We start from the raw sequence: 24,123 nt of genomic DNA, 5'->3' as shown, positions 1-24,123 counted from the left end.
GTGACCAAGGAGACAACGATGAAGCAAATCGATACGGCCCAGCTCGACATCACCGCCTGTCAGGCTCAGGCTGCCGAATACCACGCCCGTGGCTTTAACTGCGCGCAGGCCGTCGCCTGCACGCTCGCACCTGCCGTCGGACTCGACCCTCAGGTCGCCTTTACCCTCACCGAGGGCTTTGGCGCCGGCATGGGCGGCATGACCGAAACCTGCGGCGCCATCTCGGGTGCCGTGGCCATCATGGGCTTCGTGATGAGCGACGGCATGGAAAACCCCAAGACCAAGGGCCAGACCTACAAGCTGTCGCGCGAAATCGCCAAGCGTTTTGGCGAGAAGAACACGACGACCGTCTGCGGCACGCTCAAGGGCATCGGATCGGATAAGGGTCCGCTCCGCAGCTGCCCCGGTTGCATCGACGATGCCATCGAGATCGCCTGCGATATGCTAAAGCAGCTCGCCGAGTAAACGACAGCAACAGAAAACGACGGCCGGCGCGCTTGGGATTCATCCAAAAGCACGCCGGCCGTCGCCGTCAGAACTCGGCAAATTCGGGAGCGCCGACCTCGATCTCCTCGCGTCCCGCCATAAGCTCGCGCATCTTGGCGCAAAATGGCTCCTGCTCCCCCGCCTTAAACACCAAGTGAAGTGTAACGGTATCCGCGTAATCGGTATCCGAAACCTTGGCACCCAAATCCTGCGCCAAGCGAAGCACCTGCTCATACTGTGGATAGGCCACATACACGTCAACCGGCACGACGCTTGTCATCTCGACGATCTGCCCGGCCTCCTGAGCCGCGGCCACCGCCGCCTGCGTCGCCGCGGTATAGGCGCGCACCAAGCCACCAGGCCCCAACAGCGTGCCACCAAAATAGCGCGTCACTACGCAGCAAACATTTTTGAGCCCCGCGCCACGCAGCACCTCGAGCGTCGGCATACCGCTCGTGCGGCTCGGCTCACCATCATCGCTCTGGCGCTCGCGTCCATCGACCAAAATCCACGCGGGAACATTATGCCGAGCGTCATAATGACGCTTGCGAACCATCTCGATAAAGGCATTCGCCTCATCCTCGGACTCAATATGGACCAGCTGAGCAATAAACCGACTCTTGCGGTCCACAAACTCGCCCGAAGCCTCAATATTCGATTGCAGAGTAAAATAGCTGTCCAACAAAGCCCCTCAAACACAAGCAAAGCAACAAACAGCCTCAATAATACGGCAAAGGCCGTACCGATAACCCCGGTAAATAGAACGGCGACGCCGATGACCAGGCAAAGACAGCGAGATGCCAAGAACGGAACCGCCGATGATTCCGTCAACGAAAGCGAGAACCCGTCAGCGCGAGCAAGGTGCCTTGAAAGACGAGGGCATTGACCTTATGGTCATGCCCGAAGGCTTGAAAGACAGATTGCCGCGCTGACGGGTTCGCAGCGTCAACTTAGTTGCTGAGTGGGCCTATAAGCCGGGTTCTGTCGTGGACGGTCATTTATCTTGTCTGCACGTTACCATGCAGCTCCACGCACGCTACCCGAACGCGGACCGGGCCGGCCCATAGCGTTCCTATTCGCGCTTGCTCCGGATGGGGCTTGCCAAGCCGCCGTGTTACCACGACGCTGGTGGTCTCTTACACCACCGTTTCAGCTTTTCCCTTTACGCCTTGCGGCGCAGGTGGGAGTCTTCTTTTCTGCGGCGCTTTCCGTCGGATCACTCCGCCCGGCCGTTAGCCGGCATCCCGCCCTCTGGAGCCCGGACTTTCCTCACGCGTGCTGCAAGCAGCACATCGCGCGACCGTCTGGCCCACTCAGCAGTGCAAGAGTGTAGCACACCGTTGTCACAGGCAATGGCACAACACAAGCGTTCGACACGATAAACCAAGAACCACGCTATGCAGTACAATAGTATCGTCGATGGGCAACGTCGTCAGTCGAGACGCGACCGCGCTCCGCACCCCTCCGTCTACTCGGTGCGTTCCCGCCTCCTCCCCGAGGCGGGATGTCGGCATTTTTCATGCACCGACAACCCAATAGCCCGTGAACAGCCTAGGCGGCATTGCACACGGGCAGCATCGCGCATCTCGGCAGGAAATGCAAAAAGGGACCCGTCCATTGCGGACGGATCCCTTAAAACAAGTGATCGTCAAACCGATTTACTCGGCGTCGGTCTCCTCGTCCTTCTTCTCGGAAGGCAGCGGGGTAACCTCGATCTCGACGCCCAGAGTCTCAGCAGCAGACTTCATGGACAGGGAGATACGACGACGGTCGAGGTCGATCTCCATGACCTTGACCTGAACCTTGTCGCCCACGTGGGTGACCTGAGAAGGCTGGTCGACGTGCTTGTTGGCCATCTCGGAGATGTGCACCAGGCCCTCGATGCCCTCGCCCAGGTCGACGAAAGCGCCGAACGGGACAAGCTTGGTCACAGTGCCCTCGACGATAGCGCCGACGGGGTACTTCTTGACCAGTGCGCGCCACGGATCCTCGGTGGTCTGCTTGAGACCCAGGGAGATGCGCTCGCGGTTGAGGTCGACGTCGAGAACCTCGACCTCGACCTCCTGACCGACCTTGACAACCTCGGAAGGATGGTTGACGTGGTTCCAGGAGAGCTCGGAGATGTGGATGAGGCCGTCGATACCGCCGAGGTCGACGAAGGCGCCGAAGTCGACGATGGAGGAAACGGTGCCCTGGAGACGCATGCCAGACTTGAGCTTGGACAGGATCTCGGAGCGCTCGGCCTTACGGGACTCCTCGAGCACGACGCGACGGGAGAGGACGACGTTGTTGCGGTTGCGGTCCATCTCGATGACGCGGGCCTCGATGCGGGTGCCCATGTAGGAGGTGAGGTCCTTGACGCGACGGAGGTCGACGAGGGAAGCGGGCAGGAAGCCACGCAGGCCGATGTCGAGAATCAGGCCGCCCTTGACAACCTCGATAACCTCACCCTCGACGTTCTCGCCGGAGTTGAACTTCTCCTCGATGCGGTTCCAAGCACGCTCGTACTCGGCACGCTTCTTGGACAGGACCAGACGACCGTCCTTGTCCTCCTTCTGGAGAACCAGAGCCTCGATGGGATCACCGAGTGCAACGATGTCTGCAGGGTTAGCGTCCTTGCGGATGGACAGCTCGCGGACCGGGATAACGCCCTCGGACTTGAATCCGATGTCAACGAGCACCTCGTCATGCTCGATCTTAACGACAGTGCCGTTAACGAGATCGCCCTCATCAAAGTCGGTAATCGTACCGTCGATGAGGTTGTTCATCTCCTCCTCATTGACATCGTCAAGAGAGAAAATGGACGAGTTCTGAATCTCACTCAAAGGTGGACCCCTTTCGAACTACGGGGCCCCGATTGCTAGGACCTACAGAAGGGTGCGACAAGCACACAACGTTTAGGAACACTCGGGAGCCGACAGATACTAATGTGACGCTTATGCAATCACGTTCGTATAGGTTACGGGGAAATGAGTTCGATTTCAAGCGTGAACTGCGATTTTTTACTCGTGTGGAGACTTTTTCGTAATCTTATGGACAGCCGCCTCCACAACTTGACGATAAACAGTGCGCAAGATGGCTTTGGGGTAAAGTATCCGAAACCAACGATTCTAGATCGAATTTACGAGAAAGGTGCTCGCGTGCTCAAAGCTGTCGTTTTCGATATGGACGAAACGCTTCTTAGCATCAACCTCAATGCGTTTATCCTTCGCTATTTTAAGGATGTCTCGTCGATGCTCGCGGATATCGGCCGTCGCAGCCGTGGCGGCACGATGGCACGCCTCGGCACCATCCTGGTCGACCTCAACGCCAATCGCCGCAGCGGCACGGACAATCGCACCAATCTTGAGTTTTACCGCACCGAGGTCGAGCGCAGGTGCGGCATCTGCCTCTCTGATCCCATCATCTACGAGGCGTTTACCTACTACGAGCGCGAAGTTCTTCCGTACAAGAACGACGATGTCATCAACGCCCACGCCATGCCGGGCGCACACGCCGCGCTCCAGGCCGTACAGGACGCAGGGCTGCGTTGCGCGCTCTTTACCAACCCCAGCTTTCCCCAGGGAGCCATCGAATGTCGCATGGGTTGGGGCGACCTGGCCGACGCCCCCTTTGAACTCGTCACGCACATGGGAAACACCACCCGCTGCAAGCCCGATGCCACCTACTATCTAAAGCAGCTTCAGGTGATGGGGCTCGAGCCGCACGAAGTCCTTATGGTGGGCAACGATCCCAAACGCGACTTCCCGTCCCCCGATTGCGGCATCCAAACCGCCTTTGTGGGCCAGGGCAAGCCCAGCCGAGCCACCTGGCGCGGAACCATGGAAGACTTCGCCCGCGACTTTAACGCCGTAGTAGAAGCCTTCTACGAACACCAAGTAGCCGACGAACTGTCTTAACAGACCTGGGTTTTGCCGATCATGATGTTGAGGATCTCGACGTCGGTGTCCTTCATGCCCACGCGGCCTACGTAGCCCATACTGGCGATCGTCTGCTCAACGGTATCTTGGATCAGGCCCTCGCCGGCGCGGAAGCCGCGGCCTTGCATGGCCATATCGTGGCCCAGAATCGCCGCATCGACGGCAGCCGAGATCTTGGCGGCACAGCTCGCCTTGGCGCCGTCGCACACGATGCCGCCCACGTTACCGAGCGTATTCGAGACCGTCGCGCCAATCTGCTCGCGCGTGCCACCGCACAGCCAGGTAATCGCAGCGCCGGCGCCGCACGCAGCGCAAATAGCACCGCAAAACGCCGAGAGCGCACCAATATAGCTCTTGATATGCACGGCGATAAGATCGGACAGCATCACGGCGCGCACCAGGCGCTCGTGGTCGCAACGCAGGTACTCGGCATACTCCATGACGGGCAATGCGCAGGTAATGCCCTGATTGCCCGAGCCGCACACAATGGCGACCGGCAGCGCGCAACCGTTCATGCGGGCGTCGGACCCGGCGGCCGCACGGGCACGGGCGCGGCAGGCGACGTCATCGGCACGAGCACCCAGCAGCGTACGGCCCACCTCGGCGCCCCAAGCGTGCGCGAGGCCCTCAGCACTGATCGCGCCATTCAGCTCAATCTGACGCTCAACGGCAGCGCGGGCGTCCTCAATGTCACCGTCCTCGATAAAGTCGATGATGGCCTCGATCGACATGGGCGTGTCGGCGTTATCTGCCGCACGCTCGGCCACCACGCGCTCGGCGCAGGCGGCGCACTCCCCCGCCGACTTACCGCATACCGGAATACCGTCGAGCGTATGGCACGTGACATTAGTGTGGTGATCGGTAATCTCGACGACCGCGGTATGGCCCCCGGCCGTCGCAGTCACCTTGATGTAGAGGTTGGGCACACCCTCGACAAGTGACACATCGCAGTAGTCCGCATCGGCAAGCAGCTCGGCCAGGCGGGCGCGGTCCGCGTCATCGACGCTCTCGAGCACCTCGAGCGCGCTCTTGGCGTCGCCGCCCACGGCACCCAGCACGGCCGCGGCTTCAATACCATGCATTCCGCCCGAGTTGGGCACGGTCACGCTCTTGACGTTCTTGATGATGTTGCCCGAGCAGGCAACATCCATATGATCGGGCTCGCAACCGAGCGTCTGGCTCGCCAGCGCCGCTGCATAGGCAACGGCAATGGGCTCGGTGCAGCCGAGTGCACAGACAAGTTCGCGGTTCAAAACATCGCAAAACGCGGCATCACGGATGGAATCGGTAGGCATAGGTATCTCCTGCTTGCATAACGGGCTGGGCTCTCAAAAAAGTTACCTCCTTTATTTGATAACAATGCATCAAAAACCGCAACCATGGTTCCGGCGGACGGCGCTCGAGCACAAATTGGTGGCATTATTCATGAGAAGCCAATCTTGTTGCATGCTAAAGCGTTTGACCAAAAAACGCCCGAGCGTTTACGCAAGAGTCGCGTTATCATGCAGTCGAACGCGGTAAAACCTTTAGCAATTCCGCCGCACGGACCAGAGAGGAACCATCCATGAAGATCGGTATCGGTAACGACCACGCCGCCGTCGAGCTCAAGAACATCATCTCCGAGCACCTGAAGGAGCGCGGCTGCGAGGTCGTGAACTTTGGCACCGACACCTCCGAGAGCTTTGACTACCCCATCGCCGGCTACAAGGTGGGTAAGGCCGTTGCCAACGGCGACGTCGACCTGGGCATCCTCATCTGCGGCACCGGCGTCGGGATAAGTCTGGCTGCCAACAAGGTCGAGGGCGTACGCGCCGTCGTGTGCTCCGAGCCTTTCAGCGCCAAGCTCTCCCGCATGCACAACAATACCAACGTGCTCGCCTTTGGCGCCCGCGTCGTGGGCTCCGAGCTCGCCAAGATGATTGTCGACGAGTGGCTCGACGCCGAGTTTGAGGGCGGTCGTCACGAGCGTCGCGTCAACCTCCTCAACGAGATCGACCAGACCCGCGGTCTCCAGGTCGTCGACGAGGCCTAAAGACTTACAACGCCATACGCTAACGACAGCCCCCGCCTGGAATGCACGCACATTCCAGGCGGGGGCTCTTTAGTAGATTTGTGAGCGTTTACCAAAAACCTGTTGGGATAAAAAGGGCGCCGCGGAAGGAATTCCGCGGCGCCCAAGCCACACGCTAACAGCTTTAAGGAGTCAAAGCTGGTTTAGCCAAAGAAGCGCTTGATCTCGATCTCGGCGTTCTCCAGGCAGTCGGAGCCGTGAATCACGTTGGCGTTGACATCGACGGCGAAGTCACCGCGGATGGTGCCGGGGGCAGCATCAAGCGGGTTGGTGGCGCCCATAAGGGTGCGCATCTTGGAGACGGCGGAAAGACCGGAAACAACCATCTTGACGACCGGACCGCTCGTCATAAAGTCGCACAGACCGCCAAAGAAGGGTTTGTCGGCCAGATGGGCGTAGTGCTCCTCGACGGTAGCGCGCTCGAGCGTGGTCATCTCCATGCGCTCGATGACAAGGCCGCTGCGCTCGATACGAGCAACGATCTCGCCGATCTTGCGATCGCGCACAGCGTCGGGCTTAATCATGATGAAGGTCTTCTCGATAGCCATAAGGTAGCCTTTCAAGTAGGTTCGCGCGTGCCCAAGTCCCATTCCGGCACCCGCCTGAACTGCATCGTAACAGAGTTTTAGCTGCAGTTAAACAAAAAGCTGTTTATTGAAGCGCTGTAATTTATTGAAGCGTTCCATATATGTCACTTCTGTTTCGAAGCCCGATTAGAGTACCATCCGCTCCGCCACCAACTGCACCGAACCGAGCAGACGGTCGGTTGCCGCCCGTGAACGCACCCCCTTCACAACCTGCCCAAAGGTCCTACAGAAGTTCTCGACAAGCTCCTCCCTTCCTTATAACAAAACGGGCGCCCACCGTAGCGAGCACCCGTAAAGGCAAGATATGATGAACGCACCAGACAGACGCATCCTATAAGCTAATTAGCTCCGTGGCCCATCTCGACGACCTTGGTCAACGAGCCAAACACACCTTCGTCGGCAACGAGTTGTGCCTCGGCACGCTGCAGCTGCACGGCAACAGCGGCAGGGGCGGTACCGCCCTCGGTCGTGCGCGCGGCGACAATCGACGGGATGTCGAGCGCCTCGGTAATATCGCGCTCAAAGAGCGGGCTTGCCTCCTGGAACACCTCAAACGGCAGGTCCTCAAGATTGCAGCCGCGCTTCTCACACATCAGGACCAGATGGCCCACCACGGCATGCGCCTCACGGAACGGCAGGCCGCGCTTGGCCAGGTAATCGGCAACATCGGTAGCGGCAAGGTGCCCCACGCCGCACTCGCGCGCCATGGCATCCTCGTTGACGGTCCAAGTCGAAATCATACCGGCCATAACCGACAGACACTGCATGAGCGTGTGGGCGGTATCGAGCGCGCCCTCCTTGTCCTCCTGCAAGTCCTTGTTATAGGCCAGCGGCAGGCCCTTCATGGTCACAAGCAGCTGCACCAGGTTGCCATAGACTCGGCCGCTCTTGCCGCGGATAAGCTCGGCAAAGTCGGGATTCTTCTTCTGCGGCATGATGGACGAGCCGGTGGAGTACGAGTCGGAAAGCGTGATGAAGCCAAATTCGGAGCTCGACCACAGCACGATCTCCTCGGAAAGACGCGACAGATGCATCGCCATAACGGAGCCAGCATAGTGCAGGTCGAGCAGGAAGTCACGGTCCGAAACAGCATCGAGCGAGTTGGGAATCACACCCGCAAAGCCAAGCTCGGCAGCCGTCATCTGACGATCGAGTGGATAGCTCGTACCGGCAAGCGCGGCAGCACCCAGCGGGCAGTTGTCGGCGGCATCAAAGGCGGCCTTCAGGCGTGTAAAGTCGCGCGCGAACATCCAGGAATACGCCAGCAGATGATGTGACAGCAGCACGGGCTGAGCATGCTGCATGTGCGTGTAGCCCGGCAGAATCACCTTGTCGTACTTCTTGGCCGCATCCACCAGCACATGGCGCAACTCAAGATTGGCCTCCATGAGCTCCTTGGCCAACGCCTTGACGCCCAGGCGCGTATCGGTCGCCACCTGGTCGTTGCGCGAACGCCCGGTATGCAAGCGCTTACCGGCCTCGCCGATACGGCGCGTCAGCTCGCTCTCGATGGACATATGAATGTCCTCATCGTTGATATCGAAGGTGAAGTTGCCGGCATCGATATCCTGTTCGATTCCGGTCAGGCCCTCGGCAATCGCCTGCTCGTCCTCGGCGCTGATGATGCCCTGGGCCGCCAGCATCTTGGCATGCGCCTTAGAACCGGCGATATCCTGCTTATAGAGATGTTTGTCGACCGGCAGCGACGCGCCAAACTCCTGCGTGACCTCGGCCACTCCCGCCTCAAAACGACCGCCCCAAAGAGCCATGGAACCGTCCCCTTTCTCCAAATACCAAAACAAGCGCCCAAAGCAATGCGCCATGTCGCTAAAGCGATTTTTCAACCGCTAGTTTTACACATTCCCCACCGCGCGCGGGGCCATGTAGCTAATTTGCAAAGAAGTGACGCACCAGGCACTTGGCGCCCAACGTCTCCCTCCGGATGTTGCCCTGCGAACCATCGATCCAGGCCTTCAGGCTCATAGGAACGTCCTCGACCTTTGCAGCATCGAACTCGGGCGCGAGGGCAAGTAAGGCATGCGCGACAGCATTGAACATAATGGATACTCCTCATATATATGGGCACAGAGTCGCCAAATTGATAGAAGGAGCCCCGCCGGACAACCCCGGCGGGGCTCGGACTCAGCCGCAGACGCGGCATCATATATGCGGGCGGAACGTAGGGGCCACCGATGTTAAGAAGTGTCAGCAAGCATAACGAAAGGTAGGGACCCCGTGCGCCCGTTTTGTATCACGCGGATGGGCCGCGCGGATACCAAGGGAAGGAGGCGCTAGGCCTGGGCGGCAGCAGAGCTGGGCCCCTGGACCTTAGCCCACGTCTTGAGCGACAGCGTATCGATCTCGATAAAGCCGGCGCTGGCCTTCTCGTCAAACGTGGTGTCGCGGTCGTAGGTAGCCAGACCGTAGTCGTAGAGGCTGAAGGGGCTCTTGCGGCCGACGACATGGCAGTTGCCCTTAAAGAACTTCAGACGGACGGTGCCGGTCACGAACTTCTGAGTATCGGCCATAAAGGCGTCGAGCGCGTTCTTGAGCGGGCTGTACCACTGGCCGTTATACACGGCGGTGGCCCAATCCTGCTCGAGCTTGATCTTGGTCTTGAGCAGGTCACCCTCGACGCAGATGTCCTCGAGTGCCTTGTGGGCGGTGATGAGCGTCAGGGCGCCGGGAACCTCGTAGCACTCGCGGCTCTTGAGGCCCACCAGACGATCCTCGACCAGGTCGAGACGACCAAAGCCGTTGTCGCCGGAGATCTTGTTGAGCTCGATGACGATCTCGGAGAGCTTCATCTTCTTGCCGTCAACCGCAACGGGCTTGCCGGCCTCGAACTCGATCTCGGTGTAGGTCGGGGTGTCGGGCGTGTCCTCGGGGTTCTTGGTCATAACCCAAGCGTCATCGAGCGGCTCGTTCCAGGGATCCTCCAGGTGACCGCACTCGATGGCGCGACCCCACAGATTGTCATCGATGGAATAGGGGTTGTCGTTGGCACCCTCGGGAACCGGCACGTTGTGGGCGTGGGCGTAGGCAACCTCGTCCGGACGGCACTTCAGATCCCACTCGCGAACCGGGGCGATAACCTTGAGCTCGGGGTCGAGGGCCTTGACGGCAGCCTCAAAACGGACCTGGTCGTTGCCCTTGCCGGTGCAGCCGTGGGCGACATAGGTGGCGCCGAACTCGTGAGCAACCTCGACAAGTTTCTTGGCAAGCAGCGGACGGGAAAGAGCGGAGAGCAGCGGGTACTTGTTCTCGTACATGGAGTTGGCGGCGATGGCCTTGGTCAGGAACTCATCAGAGAACTCATCGCGCAGGTCGAGCACCTGGCAATCCAGAACGCCCAGGTCGAGAGCCTTCTGCTTCTTGGCATCCAGACCGGTCTCCTCCTGGCCCACATTGCCGCAGACACAAACGACATCGAGATTCTTCTCATCCTGGAGCCACTTGACACATACGGATGTATCAAGACCACCGGAATATGCGAGAACGACTTTTTCCTTGCTCATGGCTGTTTCCTTTCGCCCTTGGTAGCTAGTTAGAACATCGGTCAGTTGCAAGTCACCTTGAGGTCAAATACCGTGCAATATCAGGTTAAATAGCAAAAATCAGCACATACATGCCCTAGAAACATGCAGCAATGTCGTGCTAAAACCCAACGACCTCAAAATGACTCTGTTGGAGCTTTTCGCCCCATGCGGACAGAGACGATTGTTATCGTCGTCGGGAAATTGCGCGCTGGCGTCGGATGGCATTGTCTGCAGTGGTGATGATCTGTACGAACTGCATCTGCCTCTCCTTTCGCTTATCGCCGGGCGCAATTCATATATCGTAAACGGTACCTATTCCTCGGTAAACGGCTGTTTTTCCGCCTCCGTTTTCGATGGTCGCTATATTACGCTAAAGTGCCCGCTTCACAAGCGACAAATTCAAATTTCTGAAAAGTTTTTTCATTACTTTGTGAATCATGATGCAAATACGCGCCAATCCTGCGAAAATACGCCCGACTACCAGTTGATGGTTATAACGTCTGAAACAATTTCGAAACGAAAGGCGCGTTTTTATGCAAACTTACGAATCGGATGCCAATATCGGCAACATTAAGATTCTCGCCGTCGATATGGACAAGACGCTTCTCACTGACGAGCGCGTGCTGCCCCAGGGCCTCGATGAGCGTCTGGACAAGCTCGCCGATGCCGGTATCGTATTCTGCCCCGCCAGCGGACGCCCCGCCCCCAAACTCGAGGAAATGTTCGAGGGCATCAAGAACCGACTCGCGTTTTGTCCCGACAACGGTGCCTGCGTCATCTATCGCGGCAACTATATCTATAAGAGCAACATCGACGTGGAGCTGTATCAGCAGGTGCTTGCCCGTGCCTCGGAGGACTCGCGCGCCGTTCCCGTTCTGTGCTGCTACGACGAGTTCTATGTGCTCGCCCGCGACCACCAGTATCACGACGAGATCAGCGTCTACTACAACACGATCAACTACGTCGACACCTTTGAGGGCCTCGATCTCGAGTCCAACAAGATCTCGATCTTCTTCCCTGCCTACGATGCCGAGCCCGCGTTCCGCGAGACCTATAACCCCGCGTTCTCCGACCAGCTCTATGTCACCAATGCCGGTCGCGAGTGGATCGACTTTATGAACCTAGGCGTCGACAAGGGCGCCGGCGTGGCGCATCTGTGCGAGCAACTGGGCATCGACATCGCCGATGCCGCCGCCGTGGGCGACACCTACAACGATATCCCCATGCTGGAGCGTGTCGGTCACAGCTTTATCGTGGACAATGCCGAGGAGCATATGAACGCGCATGCCAAGTGGCGCATTCCGAGCAACAACGACGGGGGCGTACTGACGCTCATCGACGCCATCCTGGCGGCTCGGTAACGTTGCTCGTCGGACCTGGCCGGGCGGCAGGGGTTAACTTTTCGCTCGGTCAGGTCCTGCGCAAGACGAAAGCCACATTAAGTGGCTTTCTTTGCGTGCGGAATCTACGAAAAGTTAACCCCTGCCGCCCGGCCAGACCCTAGGTTCACCTGCTTGCCGCCGAGATGGCCTCTTGCATGTCTCTAGATACTTGGCTGAATTTAATTGAATGAAGGGTGCCTCTTGTTGTTGAGGGGCACCCTTCTGTTTTGGTTACCGTGGGACAAATTAATCAGTAGTGTTTGTCCCAAATCTTAAGTATGTGGAGGCTTGCGCTGTAGGCCAGTCTGCCTTATGGGCGTTTCCCTATTTCGCGTCGGCCCAAGTTATGCCGGTGCTGGCTTCGGCGATCAACGGTACGCGGAGGTCTACTACGTGCTCCATGACGTCGCGGACCATGGTGGTTAGGCGCTCGACTTCGTCGATGGGGCACTCAAAGTCCAGTTCGTCGTGCACTTGCAGGATCATGTGGGCGGCAAAGCCTTCCTCTTCCAGGCGGCGGCTTACGCGGGCCATCGCGATCTTGATGATGTCGGCGGCGGTTCCCTGCATGGGATGGTTCATGGCCGTGCGCTCGCCAAAGCCGCGGAGTTGCGGGTTTTTGGCCTTGAGCTCCGGAATATGACGACGGCGGCCGTACATGGTCTCGGCGTAGCCCGTCTGCTTGGCGCGTGCCACCACGTTGTCGAGGAACGTGCGCACGCCCGGGTAGGCCTCGTAGTAGCGGTCGATCATGTCGCGTGCCTCGGCCATCGAGATATGCAGCGACTGCGACAGGCCGTAGGCCTGCTGGCCATACACGATGCCAAAGTTCACGGCCTTGGCGCGACTGCGCAGGTCGGGCGTTACCTCGGACACCGGCACACCGAACACGCGCGCCGCCGTCTCGGCATGGAAGTCCTCGCCCTCGTTAAAGGCGCGCACCAAGTGCTCGTCACCTGAGAGATGCGCCAGCAGACGCAGCTCGATCTGCGAGTAGTCCACCGCCAAAAAGACGCTTCCCTCGCCTGCCGAAAACGCCGTCTTGACGGTACGACCCAGCTCCGAGCGCGTCGGGATGTTCTGCAGGTTCGGGTCGCTCGAGGACAGACGCCCCGTTGCCGTGATGGTCTGGTTGTACGTAGTGTGTACGCGACCGTCACCACGGCGTAGCGGGCCCAGCGTGTCCAGATAGGTGGACTTGATCTTAGACTTCTCACGCCAGTCCAAGATCAGACGCACGATTTCGTGGTCACGCGCAAGGTCGCTCAGCACCTTGGCGTTGGTCGAATAATAGCCGCGCTTAGTCTTCTTGAGGCCCTTGGTCGGAAGCCCCATCACATCAAAGAGCACGTGCGACAGCTGCATGGGACTGCCAATATTAAAGGTCTCGTCACCCGCCAGGTCGCGAATACTGCGCTCAACCTCGGTAATCTGGGTCGCCAGACCCTCGGACAGACTGTGCAGACGGTCGGGGTCCACGAGCATGCCCGCGCGCTCCATCTTGGCAAGTACCGGAACGAGCGGCATCTCGATGCCATCGAACACGTTGGCGGCATTCTCGCGGGCCATGCACTCGCGCAACGGTGCCACGAGCGCCAGCGTCAGAGCCGCAGTACGGGCGGCAGGCGCCGGAGCGTCCTCACCGGCACCCTCTGCGCCGCGCGCCGCAGGCAGCGCCATCTGCAGATACGTATCGGCAAGATATGCCTCATCGAACTCGGAGCGATCGGAATCCAGCAGATAGGCAGCGACCACGGTATCGAAGATACGCGTGGAATCGGTAGCGAGCGGATCCATGAGCTCGGGCTCAGAAGAATCGACGGGCGAAAGCTCGTGCAACAGCGCCTTCATATCCGGGCTCGCCACGCGACCCTCCATAAACAGACGCGCGAGCACGCCGGCAATCACGCCGTGAACGAAGTTGAAGCCCTCAACCTCAGCCGCCGCACAGCTGTCGCCCTCCTCGAGCGCGAACAGGCCCTTGGACGTCGCCAACCACAGCGTGCGCGTCAGTCCAAAGAGCGCGCCCTCTTCCTTGTCGTCGTCCACCACGGCGGCGACCCACTCGCCGGCATCAATCGCGCGGGAGACCTCAGCCGCAACGGCACCAAGCGCGTCGGCATCGCCGGCGGCTGCGCGAACCATAGCAGGTATCTCAACCACACTGGAGGCAGCAGCAGCCCCGCCCTCGCCGCCGACCAGCGCCAAGAAACGGTTCTGCATGGCGGTGATACCAAGTGTGCCCAGCGCCGCGGACACTTCGTCGGCAGAAAACGCCGGGAAGGACGTTTCGTCAAAGTCGAGCTCGACGGGCGCATCGGTGCGAATGGTTGCGACCTTGCGGCTCAGCAGCGCATCGTCGATGTGCGCACGCAGGTTCTCGCCCATCTTGCCCTTGACCTCGTCGGCATGCGCGATGACCTCGTCCAAGCTGCCGTACTGTGCGATGAGCGCGCTCGCCTTTTTGGGGCCGATGCCCGGTACGCCGGGAATGTTGTCCGACGTATCGCCCTTTAGACCGTAAAAATCGGGCACGAGCGCCGGCGTAATGCCGTGATACAGGTCGTCCACGCTCTCGGGCGTCATGATCGCCACGTCGGACAGGCCCTTGCGGGTCGAGACCACGTTGACGTGCTCGGTCACGAGTTGATACATGTCGCGGTCGCCGGTCACCAGCAGCATGTCGCAGCCGGCCTCTTCACCCAGGCGCGCCATGGTTCCCAGGATATCGTCGCCTTCCCAGCCCTCGGACTGCAGAATCGGCACGTTGAGCGCGGTGAGCAGCTCCTTGATCATCGGAAACTGCGCATGCAGATCGGGGTCCATGGGCGGGCGTTGCGCCTTATACTGCGGCAGCATCTCCATGCGCACGCGCGGTTTGCCCTTGTCAAACGCCACGACCACACCGTCGGGGTTAAAGGCATCGATCATCTTGAGAAACATGTTCAGAAAGCCGAAGATCGCGTTGGTGGGGCGGCCGTCCGGCGCATTCATGGTGGGCGGCACGGCGTGGAAGGCGCGGTGCATGAGCGAGTTGCCGTCGATAACGGCAAAGGTGCGGCGCTTGTCAGACATATTGAATACCTCGCTTTGGGCTGGGCACGGTTTGCTCACACCAGTTTACACGCTCCCCGCCCCGCGGCCACCGCACATCAGGCTTCCCTGCCGCCGCGGGCCCGCGCGTGATACGATGGCTCACGGTACATCAACCAGCACGATCGATCCGAAAGGAGCCTGCGTCATGGAGCGTCCCTGCGCATGGAAAAAGTACACGCCACAGCAAGTCGAGGAGCTCGAGGAGCTTTGCCGCGGCTATAAGCAGTTTTTGAGCGAGAACAAGACCGAGCGCCTGTGCGTCAAGACCGGCATCAAGATGGCCGAGGAGGCGGGATACGTCGACCTGGAGACCGTGATCGCCGAGGGCCGCGAGCTCAAGGCAGGCGACAAGGTGTACGCCGCCAACCACGGCAAGGACCTTATGCTCGTCAACCTGGGCACCGCCCCGCTCGAGCAGGGCTTTAACATCCTGGGCGCCCACGTGGACTCGCCGCGCCTGGACCTTAAGCAGAATCCCGCCTTCGAGGCCGGCGACATGGCTTATCTCGACACGCACTACTATGGCGGCGTCAAGAGCTACCACTGGGTCGCTTCCCCGCTCGCACTCGTGGGCGTCATCTGCAAAAAGGACGGCACCACCGTCGACATCAACATCGGTGACAAGGCCGACGACCCGGTCTTTACCATCTCCGACCTGCTGATCCACCTCTCGAGCGAGCAGATGGCCAAGCCCGCCAAGGACGCCGTCGACGCCGAGATCCTCGACGTGATCGTGGGCGGCCGCCCCGTCAAGTTTGACGAGGACGACAAGGACGCTCCCAAGGAGCCCGTCAAGCAGATGTTCCTGGATATCCTCAAGGAGCAGTACGACGTCGAGGAGGAGGACTTCCTCTCCGCCGAGATCGAGGTCGTGCCCGCCGGCCCCGCCCGTGACATGGGCCTCGACCGCTCCATGATTCTGGGCTATGGCCACGACGACCGTGTCTGCGCCTATCCGTCCATGCTCGCCCAGATCAACGTCGCCAACGTGGAGCGCACGAGCATCACACTCATCGTCGACAAGGAGGAGATCGGTTCCGTAGGTGCCACCGGCATGACGAGCCGCTTCTTCGAGAACACCGTCGCCGAGATCATGACGCTCGCCGGCGAGGATAGCCCGCTGGCCCTGCGCCGCGCGCTCGCCCGCAGCCGCATGCTCTCCTCCGACGTGTCCGCCGGCTTCGACCCGGGCTACGCCGGCAAGTTCGAAACCAAGAACGCAGCCTTTATGGGTCGCGGCCTGTGCTTTAACAAGTACACGGGCAGCCGCGGCAAGGGCGGCTCTAACGACGCCGACGCCGAGTATGTGGCCCTCATCCGCGACATCATGGACGAGGCCGGCGTGGACTTCCAGACCTGCGAGCTTGGTCGCGTCAACGCGGGCGGCGGCGGCACCATCGCATACATCATGGCTAAGTACGGCATGAACGTCATCGACTCTGGCGTTGCCGTCCTGTCCATGCACGCCCTGTGGGAGGTCGCTAACAAGGCTGATATCTACGAGGCCTACCGCGGCTACAAGGCCTTCCTCGAGCGCGCCTAACCAAACCCTTGTAACTTGCGGTGAAATACGGATTCATCAGGCCTTCCAACGGGGAAAGCGGTCTGTATTTCACCGCAACTTTTTTAGCGGGAGGAGGATTCCGTGCTACAGGTCGTCATTTCGCCCGCCAAACAGATGCGGACAGCTCAAGATGCCTTTGACGTTTTGGGCATACCGCCTTTTGCACATCAGACGGCCCGGCTCCATCAGGCACTGCTGGGCATCGAACGCGAGGATGGCGCAGCAGGTCTTCAGGCCCTTTGGAACGTGAGCGACAGGCTGCTTACAACGTGCCTGGATACGCTTCACGAATTTATGCCCGCCCTGAGCGATGCCGACCTCGCCGATCCCGATATCGCGCGCCGAATCTCCCCCGCCGTCATGTCCTACCACGGCATCCAATACCAAAGCATGGCGCCCGAGGTCATGGATGCTGCACAGCTCGACTGGCTGCAAAACCATCTCTGGATCCTCTCCGGATTGTACGGATGTGTGCGGCCTTTCCATGGCGTTGAGCCCTATCGGCTCGAAATGGGAGCCAAGCTCGCCGTCAACAACGCCCGTGACCTCTATGCGTTTTGGGGCGACAAACTTGCATGCGCCATTGCGCCGACCGGCTCCAACACCACGGTCGTCAACCTTGCCAGCGCGGAGTACGCCAAGGCCGTTCTACCCCATCTCGCAGGCGACGCCACAACCGTCACTTGTCTCTTTGGCGAAGGTGTCCGCAACGGCAAGCCCATCCAGCGCTCGACCGCCAGCAAAAAGGCGCGCGGCTCCATGGTGCGCTGGATGGCAGAAAACAAGCTCGAGGACGCCGCCGGTCTTACCGAGTTCAACATCGGCTATCGCCACGCCCCCGAGATCTCATACCCAGGCACCCTCGTGTTCATCAACGAACAGATGCTCTAGACCCGCCACCCAAAACTGACCCGCTCAGCCTTCTCTATATAACTTGCGGTGGAATAGTTCCTATTTGAGCCTTTTATCGCACAATCAGGAACTATTCCACCGCAACTTTTATGAATTGGCTGGCTAGGCTCGACACCTATTCTGCTAGACCGTCGGCCTTTGCAATCCCGTTTGTCGAACCGTCCTGATAGATAATCTTGACGTGCTCAACCTCGGAAACCGCAACACCCGTCGGAGGCTCCAGACGCCATTCCGTCAGGGCGATATCCATGGTCGTGGGCACATCTCCTTGATCTTTGAGCTTCACCGTCAGCGTTTTGAGCGCCGCGCCAAACGTCACGCGTTCGATTTCTTCGCCCGGAATGGACCCACCACTCAGCTGCAACTGCACAAACTCATCGCGCGGGTACCAATAATCGCCCGGAATGGCGAGCGTATTGGCATTACCGCCAGTACTCCTCACCGTCATAATCGGTAGGCTATCATCAGCCTCGAACTCCCATGCAGCGCCGCCGCGACCACCAAACGTCCAGATACAACAGGCAATCACCATCACGACAAGGATCGCAAAACCAATCGCGACAAGGCCATGGTGCGCACGGCCCTCCTCGGCCGATACGTCCCATTGCATCTCTCGATATAGATGCTTGTCTTCCATGTTCGCCTCCCCACGGGCATGCTCATCGCGTCAATCGTACCCATTCGAGCTATACTTGAGCCCACCACATAAACGGGGAGCTTGCAGGACAAGACGGCAGGCTGAGACTGGGCGCGCCCGCCCTGACCCGCAAACCTGATATGGGTAATGCCAACGAAGGGAGCCGTGCCAATGAGCACACAGACCGAGCCCAAGCTCGTCACGCAAATCGACTTCGCCCGCGCTGGGCAGATCACACCTCAGATGAAAGAGGTCGCCGAGCGCGAGCATCGCGACCCCGAGTACATCCGCGAGCGCGTGGCAGACGGCCGCATCGCCATTCCCGCCAACATCGTGCATATCAAAAAGGGCATGCGCGCCTTTGGTGTCGGCGAGGGCCTGTCCACCAAGGTCAACGTGAACTTGGGCATCTCGGGCGACAAGGCCGATGCCGCCGAGGAATGGAAGAAGGTCAAGATTGCCGAGGACTTTGGCGCCGACGCCATCATGGACCTCTCCAACTCGGGCAAGACGCGCCAGTTCCGCCAGCAGCTCATCGACGAGACGCCGCTTATGGTGGGCACCGTCCCCATGTACGACGCCATCGGCTACATGGAAAAGCCGCTGGTCAAGCTCACCAAGGACGACCTGCTCGAGGTCGTTCGCGCGCACGCCGAGGACGGCGTGGACTTCATGACCATCCACTGCGGCATCAACAAGTCGGTCATCAAGACCTTTAAGGAGACCGGCCGCCTCATGAACATCGTCAGCCGCGGCGGCTCGCTGCTGTTTGGCTGGATGGAAGTCACCGGCAACGAAAACCCCTTCTACGAGTTCTACGACGAGGTGCTCGAGATCTGCCACGAGTACGACGTGACGATCTCGCTCGGCGATTCCTGCCGCCCGGGCTGTCTCTACGACTCAAACGATGCCACCGAGACCGCCGAGATGATCGAGCTGGGCAAGCTGTGCAAGCGCGCTTGGGCCGCCGGCGTCCAGGTTATGGTCGAGGGACCGGGTCACATGGCGCTCGACGAGATCGCCGCCAACATGAAGCTGCAGAAGCGCCTGTGCCATAATGCGCCGTTCTATGTGCTGGGGCCGCTGGTGACCGATATCGGCGTGGGCTACGACCACATCACCGCCGCCATCGGTGGCGCCATCTCGGCGAGCTCCGGCGCCGACTTCCTGTGCTACGTGACACCCGCTGAGCACCTGTGCCTGCCCAACGCCCAGGACGTGCTCGATGGCCTCATGGCCACCAAGATCGCCGCACACGCCGCCGATATCGCCAAGAAGGTGCCGCACGCCCGCGATCTGGACGACAAGATGGGCCAGGCACGCCGCAAGCTCGACTGGGACGCCATGTGGAAGTGCGCCCTCGATCCCGTCACCGGCAAGAAGCGCTACGAGGAGTCCCCTGCCGCCACCGAGGGCACCTGTACCATGTGCGGCAAGATGTGCGCCGTCCGCACCGTCAACAAGGTATTCGAGGGCACGACGATCGACCTTGGCATGGAGGACTAGACTCCTCGCTGCGATCGCTTCTAGCGGCGAGCCGGCGCCCCTCAATTGTTGACGTGTGAACATTTGCTTACATTTGCGTAAAGATTGCATCGCCCGCCCGGGTTCGACATAGAGTCGGCCCGGGCATCTTTATAATGCTGGCTTAAAGACCCATTTGAATCCGACCGAACAAGGGAGCGAACATGGATCGCAGTAAGGTACCCGCCGTCCTGTCCATCGCAGGATCAGATTCCAGCGGTGGTGCCGGCATTCAGGCCGACATCAAGACCATCACGGCGCACCGCCTGTATGCCGAGACGGCCATCACCGCTATCACCGCACAGAACACCCTGGGCGTCACCGCCGTACAGAACATCTCCCCGGATATTGTCGCCGCGCAAATCGATGCCGTTTTTGACGATATCCGACCCAGCGCCGTCAAGATCGGCATGGTTTCCTCTGCCGAGATTATCGAGGTTATCGCCGACCGCCTGGGCGCCTGGGACGCACAAAATATCGTCGTCGACCCCGTCATGGTCGCCACCTCGGGCGCTCGCCTGATCGCAGAGGACGCCGCCGAAGCGCTTACACGCCGCCTGTTCCCACTGGCGACCGTCATCACGCCCAATATTCCCGAGGCCATGGCGCTGCTCGATTACGAGGTCGATTCCGAGCGCACGCAGCAAAATGCCGCTATGCTCCTCACCCGCCGCTTTGGGTGCGCGTCTCTCGTTAAGGGCGGGCATTTTGTCAACGAGGCCAACGATGTGCTAGCAGAGCCCGCACCGCTCGATGACGAGGGCAACCACCTGGGCGATCCGCTCACCACGTGGTTCCGCCACAAGCGCATCGAGACCGGCAACACGCATGGTACCGGCTGCACGCTTTCGTCCGCCATCGCCTGTGCGCTGGCCCAGGGTATGGATCTTGCCGATGCCGTCAACGCCGGCAAGGCCTACCTAACGGGCGCCCTCGCCGCCGGCCTTGACATGGGCAAAGGCTCCGGCCCTGTCAACCACATGTGGCAGTATTAAGATTCACAGCCCAAAACCACCGCAAAGGGGACAGGCACCTTTGCGGTGGTTTGGGGCCGTGCTACTCACCGAGCATCTCTTGGAGCTTGGCCGCCACGGCATGTCCCAAGCTCTCGTGGCTTTCGGGCATCATATGCAGATAGTCGATATCGCCCGGCTCGGCAAAGTCGGCGGCATTCAAAAAGTCGCAGCCAAACTGCTCAGCCACATGTGCGTAGTACTCGCCAAAATGCTCCGAGGCCTCGACGGAACGCTCGTCAAAATCGGTCATATATACATCGGCGATTTGCGGCTTGATCTTGATAGGCGCCATCAGCAGAATGCGCGGACAAGGCGCAGCGTCGGTCCACGGAAACGCGCGGACGGCGCGAATCAGCGCCATGGCGCCACGGGCGATATCGGAAGCTGTCACGTTAAAGACCGTCTTACAGTCGTTGGTGCCCAGCATGATCACAATGGCGTCCAGCGGCTTATGGGCCTCGAGCAGCATCGGAAGTGCGCGGATGCCGTTAAGATTGGTGTCCAGATGGCACATGTCGTCGCGTACCGTCGTGCGGCCGTTGAGGCCTTCTTCAATTACATGCCAGCCCTCGCCTAAGTCACGTTGGGCCACGCCGCACCAGCGCACATCCTGCGCATAGCGCACCGCGGTGCCGTCGCGCATGCCCGCCGGATCGTAACCATAGGTGTTGCTGTCGCCAAAGCATAGAACGTTTTTCATCGTAAGCCCCTCGCTCAGTAAAAAGCCGACGGAAGCAGCCTCTCCCGCCGGCTCGACCCATCTGTCAGCACGTACCAATTACAGGTACTTGCGCCAATCGTCCTCGTCCTCATCATCCTCGGTAGCAGCCTGGGTCTGCTCGGCGGCGCGAGCTGCCGCAGCGCGAGCGGCAACCTGGGCATAGGACTCCTCGTTGCGCTCGGGGAAGTTTGCCAGCACGTGCTCGAACTTGGCAAAATCCTCATCCCAGCGCGTAGAAGGCACGGCAAAGAAGACTTGCTTGACCTTAAAGTCGCCCGACGCGAGCTCCTTGCGGAAGAGCTCGGCCACGGCCTCGGCGTCAAAGCCGTTGTTGTCGCAGCCCCAAGCGCCCAGTACGAGCTTCTCGCGACCCAGCTCGTCGCAGATGGCAAGCACAAAGCGAATGCGGTCGCGCAGGGCGTCCAGCAGAGCATCGTCGCTCACGCGATACTCCTGGCGGGCGCGCTTAACGTTGGGCGCGGCGGCCACGATCACGTCGGCGTATGCATGCACGTGGTTGCGGTCGAAGCGCACCGCAGGCACCACCAGCGCACGGTTGCGGTAAAGCTCGCAGTTGATGTTGCGGCGACGGTTCTCGCCGTACCATTTGCGCTGCTTATCGAGAATGTTGTACAGATACGAATCGGCGCACAGCGTGGCCTCCTGGCCCAGATAGCCCTGGATGTAGCCACCGCCCGGGTTGGTGAACGAGGCAAAGGCGAGCACGGCCATGTCGCAGAACTGCGCATAGCCACGACCGTTGTCCAGGATGGCCTGCGTGGCGGAGGCATCGAGCACGGTGACCTCAGGCAGAACCGGAGCGGGCTCCTCAGCAGGCGCGGACTCAGCTTCGGCGATTTCCTCGGCAGGCTCAGGCGCTGCCTCGGTCTCGGGCGCCGTCTCGGTCTCGGCAGCCTCCGCGCCCTCGACGTCCTCGGCAACCTGTTCTTCGGCGGCCACAGCACTCTGAACCTTGGCCTTCATCGCCGCGACAAAACCGGCAGGCATACCATCGAACTCGCACACGCCGGCAAGCGAACGCTCGATATCCTTGGCGCACGCTTCGGACACAGTTGCCACGTGACGCTCGGCGGCCTTGGCACGGGCCTCGCGCTTGGGATTGGGCTGACCCGCTCGGTTGGACCTGCGGTTACGGTTCCTGTTGTCGACGTCTGCCATAAGTGGTCACCTTTCCTGTCGCTGCCGCTATCGGCTTTTCCCATCCATGATACCCCGCCGAGTACAAAAAAGACGGCCCCGAAGGACCGCCTTTCGCATCGATTTGCACGTACGGCAAGCACCGCCGCAATTCGCCACTAGTCGCGACGGCCGAGGATGTTCAGAATGCGCAGGAACACGTTGATAATATCCACGAACAGATTGGACGCCATGAGCACGGCGTTGGGCAGCGTAGGCGGCACCGTCGTGGCAACATAGGTGTCGTAGCCAATAAAGCCGGCGAACACCACGATCACGATCAGATCGGTGATGGTCTGTGAGACGCCCATGAACATCAGCACGATCTCAACCAGAATAGTAGCGAGCAGAATGCCAAAACCGATGCCATATACGCGCTGGAAAAACTTGGGGAACGTCACGCCCAAGGCGCCAAAGACAAAGGTGATGGCGGCCGTGGCGATAAAGGCAGTGTTGATGGTGGGCAGGTCGTAGTTGGCAAGGCCAAACGACGCGGTCAGGCCAAAGGTGCTCGCAAAGATTACGTAGCCCACAAGGGACAGGCCCACGGACTGCTTGCTGGCGGCGGCCGACATCATGACCATGCCGACGATGGTCAAAATAAACGAGCCAAAAACCAGCGGTAGGGCAGCCCCGCTCATCATCATGCGCGCAAACGACATGGTGCTCGTAAAGTAAGCACCGACGCCCATGGCACAAAAGCCCAAGAAGATGAGGGCAGACATGGCAAGATTATACGCACGCGGCGACATCTCCTTGGCACGGCTTGCGCCGGTTTCGATGGGGCCGTTCTGATAGCCCTGAATATCGTTCATAATTTCGTCCTTTCAAAAGCGCCGCGACAGCGCAGTAGCTGACAAGATTCCTGTCATTGTACCCGAATGCCGTACGTCCTTACCTACGGCGCTCGCCCTCGAGCGTGCGATCAAAGGCCCAGACCCACCAACGCATCACGTGTGCCTGCGAGCCGTCCGCCCGCTCGCGCGTCTGGTCCTCCAGATACAACTCGGTCGCGTGCCCGCCAAAACGCACCTTATAGGTTGCCGTACGGATGCCGTGGACCATCAGGCCAAACCCGGTGGTCGAGATAATTTCGTCAATCGTAAAGCAACGACCGTCGACCCAGCAGACGGTGACCGGCACGACCTGTCCGCCCGCGAGGATGCGAGCCACGACGTCCACATACTGCTTGTGCACGCGCCGAGTTTTGCCATCTGTCTGTCGATATTCCATGCCTCCTATTATCGAACGCATGTTTGCATATTGTAAAGCGAACAGACTGTGGTTTTGGGATGTTGGGGCACGCACACGTGTCCTCATGGTGTGTTAGCAAAAAGAACACCCGCGGTCAACAGGGCTAATATTCAATATTAGTGCCAAAAAATTCACTTCTCCCATCAGAACTCGGTAAAGAAACCCGCAGGAGGTGATACGATTTATCATGTTTTTGTAACGTGCCTGCAAACTTCGA

The 24,123-nt window shown here is 59.9% G+C and carries 21 protein-coding genes and 1 other RNA gene; 8 read left to right on the top strand and 14 right to left on the bottom strand.

Annotation, left to right across the window (positions count from 1 at the left end):
• The first annotated feature begins 18 nt into the window (after positions 1-18).
• Positions 19-465: a C-GCAxxG-C-C family protein gene (locus tag LK493_RS03565; RefSeq protein WP_227790136.1), complete on the top strand. Its 447-nt coding sequence runs from the start codon at positions 19-21 to the stop codon at positions 463-465.
• A 67-nt stretch (positions 466-532) separates the two neighbouring features.
• On the opposite strand, the gene LK493_RS03560 is transcribed toward LK493_RS03565, so the two are convergent.
• The 3 genes from LK493_RS03560 to rpsA form a co-directional block, all read right to left on the bottom strand.
• A complete protein-coding gene (locus LK493_RS03560) occupies positions 533-1,171 on the bottom strand; it encodes a YigZ family protein (protein WP_227790135.1) in 639 nt (212 codons plus the stop codon).
• Between the two features lie 269 nt (positions 1,172-1,440).
• Positions 1,441-1,802, bottom strand: an RNA gene (rnpB, locus tag LK493_RS03555) — RNase P RNA component class A.
• Between the two features lie 342 nt (positions 1,803-2,144).
• A complete protein-coding gene (gene rpsA / locus LK493_RS03550) occupies positions 2,145-3,311 on the bottom strand; it encodes a 30S ribosomal protein S1 (RefSeq protein ID WP_022095232.1) in 1,167 nt (388 codons plus the stop codon).
• Between the two features lie 315 nt (positions 3,312-3,626).
• Here rpsA and LK493_RS03545 point away from each other — a divergent pair, with 315 nt between their 5' ends.
• Complete coding sequence (locus LK493_RS03545) at positions 3,627-4,385, top strand: HAD family hydrolase (RefSeq protein WP_227790134.1); 759 nt, start codon at positions 3,627-3,629, stop codon at positions 4,383-4,385.
• Here LK493_RS03545 and LK493_RS03540 read toward each other — a convergent pair.
• Positions 4,382-5,701, bottom strand: coding sequence for an L-cysteine desulfidase family protein (locus LK493_RS03540; protein WP_227790133.1), 1,320 nt, complete (start codon positions 5,699-5,701; stop codon positions 4,382-4,384). The genes LK493_RS03545 and LK493_RS03540 overlap by 4 nt on opposite strands.
• Positions 5,702-5,970: 269 nt before the next feature.
• Here LK493_RS03540 and rpiB point away from each other — a divergent pair, with 269 nt between their 5' ends.
• Complete coding sequence (gene rpiB / locus LK493_RS03535; protein ID WP_227790132.1) at positions 5,971-6,438, top strand: ribose 5-phosphate isomerase B; 468 nt, start codon at positions 5,971-5,973, stop codon at positions 6,436-6,438.
• Positions 6,439-6,620: 182 nt separating this feature from the next.
• Here rpiB and ndk read toward each other — a convergent pair whose 3' ends face one another.
• The 4 genes from ndk to LK493_RS03515 form a co-directional block, all read right to left on the bottom strand.
• The gene (gene ndk, locus LK493_RS03530; protein ID WP_055251725.1) at positions 6,621-7,025 is read right to left on the bottom strand and encodes a nucleoside-diphosphate kinase; all 405 of its coding nucleotides are present in this window, start codon (positions 7,023-7,025) and stop codon (positions 6,621-6,623) included.
• A 377-nt stretch (positions 7,026-7,402) separates the two neighbouring features.
• Positions 7,403-8,833: an argininosuccinate lyase gene (gene argH, locus LK493_RS03525; RefSeq protein ID WP_195232051.1), complete on the bottom strand. Its 1,431-nt coding sequence runs from the start codon at positions 8,831-8,833 to the stop codon at positions 7,403-7,405.
• A gap of 118 nt (positions 8,834-8,951) precedes the next feature.
• Positions 8,952-9,122, bottom strand: a complete 171-nt coding sequence (locus LK493_RS03520) for a hypothetical protein (RefSeq protein WP_227790131.1) — start codon at positions 9,120-9,122, stop codon at positions 8,952-8,954.
• Positions 9,123-9,355: 233 nt separating this feature from the next.
• Positions 9,356-10,582: an argininosuccinate synthase gene (locus LK493_RS03515; RefSeq protein ID WP_227790130.1), complete on the bottom strand. Its 1,227-nt coding sequence runs from the start codon at positions 10,580-10,582 to the stop codon at positions 9,356-9,358.
• 554 nt (positions 10,583-11,136) lie between these two features.
• On the opposite strand from LK493_RS03515, the gene LK493_RS03510 reads away from it, so the two are divergent.
• Positions 11,137-11,964 (top strand): Cof-type HAD-IIB family hydrolase, encoded by an 828-nt coding sequence (locus LK493_RS03510; protein ID WP_227790129.1) that lies wholly within the window; start codon positions 11,137-11,139, stop codon positions 11,962-11,964.
• Positions 11,965-12,309: 345 nt separating this feature from the next.
• Here LK493_RS03510 and polA read toward each other — a convergent pair whose 3' ends face one another.
• On the bottom strand, positions 12,310-15,060 hold the full coding sequence (gene polA / locus LK493_RS03505) for a DNA polymerase I (protein ID WP_138112213.1): 2,751 nt from the start codon (positions 15,058-15,060) through the stop codon (positions 12,310-12,312).
• Between the two features lie 166 nt (positions 15,061-15,226).
• Here polA and LK493_RS03500 point away from each other — a divergent pair, with 166 nt between their 5' ends.
• Both LK493_RS03500 and LK493_RS03495 read left to right on the top strand, forming a co-directional pair.
• Positions 15,227-16,624, top strand: a complete 1,398-nt coding sequence (locus LK493_RS03500) for an aminopeptidase (protein WP_227790128.1) — start codon at positions 15,227-15,229, stop codon at positions 16,622-16,624.
• 102 nt (positions 16,625-16,726) lie between these two features.
• Positions 16,727-17,536, top strand: a complete 810-nt coding sequence (locus tag LK493_RS03495) for a YaaA family protein (protein ID WP_195620582.1) — start codon at positions 16,727-16,729, stop codon at positions 17,534-17,536.
• Positions 17,537-17,672: 136 nt separating this feature from the next.
• Here the strand turns inward: LK493_RS03495 and LK493_RS03490 are convergent, their stop codons facing one another.
• Entirely contained in the window at positions 17,673-18,194 is a 522-nt protein-coding gene (locus tag LK493_RS03490; RefSeq protein WP_227790127.1) for a hypothetical protein, read from the bottom strand.
• A 171-nt stretch (positions 18,195-18,365) separates the two neighbouring features.
• Between LK493_RS03490 and thiC the strand changes: the two genes are divergently transcribed.
• Entirely contained in the window at positions 18,366-19,700 is a 1,335-nt protein-coding gene (thiC, locus tag LK493_RS03485; RefSeq protein WP_195620580.1) for a phosphomethylpyrimidine synthase ThiC, read from the top strand.
• Positions 19,701-19,882: 182 nt separating this feature from the next.
• Positions 19,883-20,713: a bifunctional hydroxymethylpyrimidine kinase/phosphomethylpyrimidine kinase gene (gene thiD / locus LK493_RS03480; RefSeq protein ID WP_227790126.1), complete on the top strand. Its 831-nt coding sequence runs from the start codon at positions 19,883-19,885 to the stop codon at positions 20,711-20,713.
• A 61-nt stretch (positions 20,714-20,774) separates the two neighbouring features.
• Here the strand turns inward: thiD and LK493_RS03475 are convergent, their stop codons facing one another.
• The 4 genes from LK493_RS03475 to LK493_RS03460 form a co-directional block, all read right to left on the bottom strand.
• Positions 20,775-21,434, bottom strand: coding sequence for an SGNH/GDSL hydrolase family protein (locus LK493_RS03475; protein WP_138339890.1), 660 nt, complete (start codon positions 21,432-21,434; stop codon positions 20,775-20,777).
• A gap of 78 nt (positions 21,435-21,512) precedes the next feature.
• A complete protein-coding gene (locus LK493_RS03470) occupies positions 21,513-22,634 on the bottom strand; it encodes a TIGR02452 family protein (protein ID WP_227790125.1) in 1,122 nt (373 codons plus the stop codon).
• 137 nt (positions 22,635-22,771) lie between these two features.
• The gene (locus LK493_RS03465; RefSeq protein ID WP_117746759.1) at positions 22,772-23,467 is read right to left on the bottom strand and encodes a Bax inhibitor-1 family protein; all 696 of its coding nucleotides are present in this window, start codon (positions 23,465-23,467) and stop codon (positions 22,772-22,774) included.
• Between the two features lie 79 nt (positions 23,468-23,546).
• On the bottom strand, positions 23,547-23,885 hold the full coding sequence (locus LK493_RS03460) for a hypothetical protein (protein WP_117746758.1): 339 nt from the start codon (positions 23,883-23,885) through the stop codon (positions 23,547-23,549).
• Between the last annotated feature and the right edge of the window lie 238 nt (positions 23,886-24,123).

Source organism: Collinsella aerofaciens (assembly GCF_020709435.1).
In the GTDB taxonomy this organism is placed as follows: Bacteria; Actinomycetota; Coriobacteriia; order Coriobacteriales; family Coriobacteriaceae; genus Collinsella; species Collinsella aerofaciens_AU.
This window is presented reverse-complemented; position numbering and strand designations above follow the sequence as displayed.

What these genes read in the sequence shown, in the direction of transcription:
- LK493_RS03565 (WP_227790136.1), top strand. Translation starts at nt 19, where the DNA reads ATGAAGCAAATCGATACGGCCCAGCTCGACATCACCGCCTGTCAGGCT.
- LK493_RS03540 (WP_227790133.1), bottom strand. Translation starts at nt 5,701, where the DNA reads ATGCCTACCGATTCCATCCGTGATGCCGCGTTTTGCGATGTTTTGAAC.
- rpiB (WP_227790132.1), top strand. Translation starts at nt 5,971, where the DNA reads ATGAAGATCGGTATCGGTAACGACCACGCCGCCGTCGAGCTCAAGAAC.
- ndk (WP_055251725.1), bottom strand. Translation starts at nt 7,025, where the DNA reads ATGGCTATCGAGAAGACCTTCATCATGATTAAGCCCGACGCTGTGCGC.
- argH (WP_195232051.1), bottom strand. Translation starts at nt 8,833, where the DNA reads ATGGCTCTTTGGGGCGGTCGTTTTGAGGCGGGAGTGGCCGAGGTCACG.
- LK493_RS03520 (WP_227790131.1), bottom strand. Translation starts at nt 9,122, where the DNA reads ATGTTCAATGCTGTCGCGCATGCCTTACTTGCCCTCGCGCCCGAGTTC.
- LK493_RS03515 (WP_227790130.1), bottom strand. Translation starts at nt 10,582, where the DNA reads ATGAGCAAGGAAAAAGTCGTTCTCGCATATTCCGGTGGTCTTGATACA.
- LK493_RS03510 (WP_227790129.1), top strand. Translation starts at nt 11,137, where the DNA reads ATGCAAACTTACGAATCGGATGCCAATATCGGCAACATTAAGATTCTC.
- polA (WP_138112213.1), bottom strand. Translation starts at nt 15,060, where the DNA reads ATGTCTGACAAGCGCCGCACCTTTGCCGTTATCGACGGCAACTCGCTC.
- LK493_RS03500 (WP_227790128.1), top strand. Translation starts at nt 15,227, where the DNA reads ATGGAGCGTCCCTGCGCATGGAAAAAGTACACGCCACAGCAAGTCGAG.
- LK493_RS03490 (WP_227790127.1), bottom strand. Translation starts at nt 18,194, where the DNA reads ATGGAAGACAAGCATCTATATCGAGAGATGCAATGGGACGTATCGGCC.
- thiC (WP_195620580.1), top strand. Translation starts at nt 18,366, where the DNA reads ATGAGCACACAGACCGAGCCCAAGCTCGTCACGCAAATCGACTTCGCC.
- thiD (WP_227790126.1), top strand. Translation starts at nt 19,883, where the DNA reads ATGGATCGCAGTAAGGTACCCGCCGTCCTGTCCATCGCAGGATCAGAT.
- LK493_RS03475 (WP_138339890.1), bottom strand. Translation starts at nt 21,434, where the DNA reads ATGAAAAACGTTCTATGCTTTGGCGACAGCAACACCTATGGTTACGAT.
- LK493_RS03470 (WP_227790125.1), bottom strand. Translation starts at nt 22,634, where the DNA reads ATGGCAGACGTCGACAACAGGAACCGTAACCGCAGGTCCAACCGAGCG.
- LK493_RS03465 (WP_117746759.1), bottom strand. Translation starts at nt 23,467, where the DNA reads ATGAACGATATTCAGGGCTATCAGAACGGCCCCATCGAAACCGGCGCA.
- LK493_RS03460 (WP_117746758.1), bottom strand. Translation starts at nt 23,885, where the DNA reads ATGGAATATCGACAGACAGATGGCAAAACTCGGCGCGTGCACAAGCAG.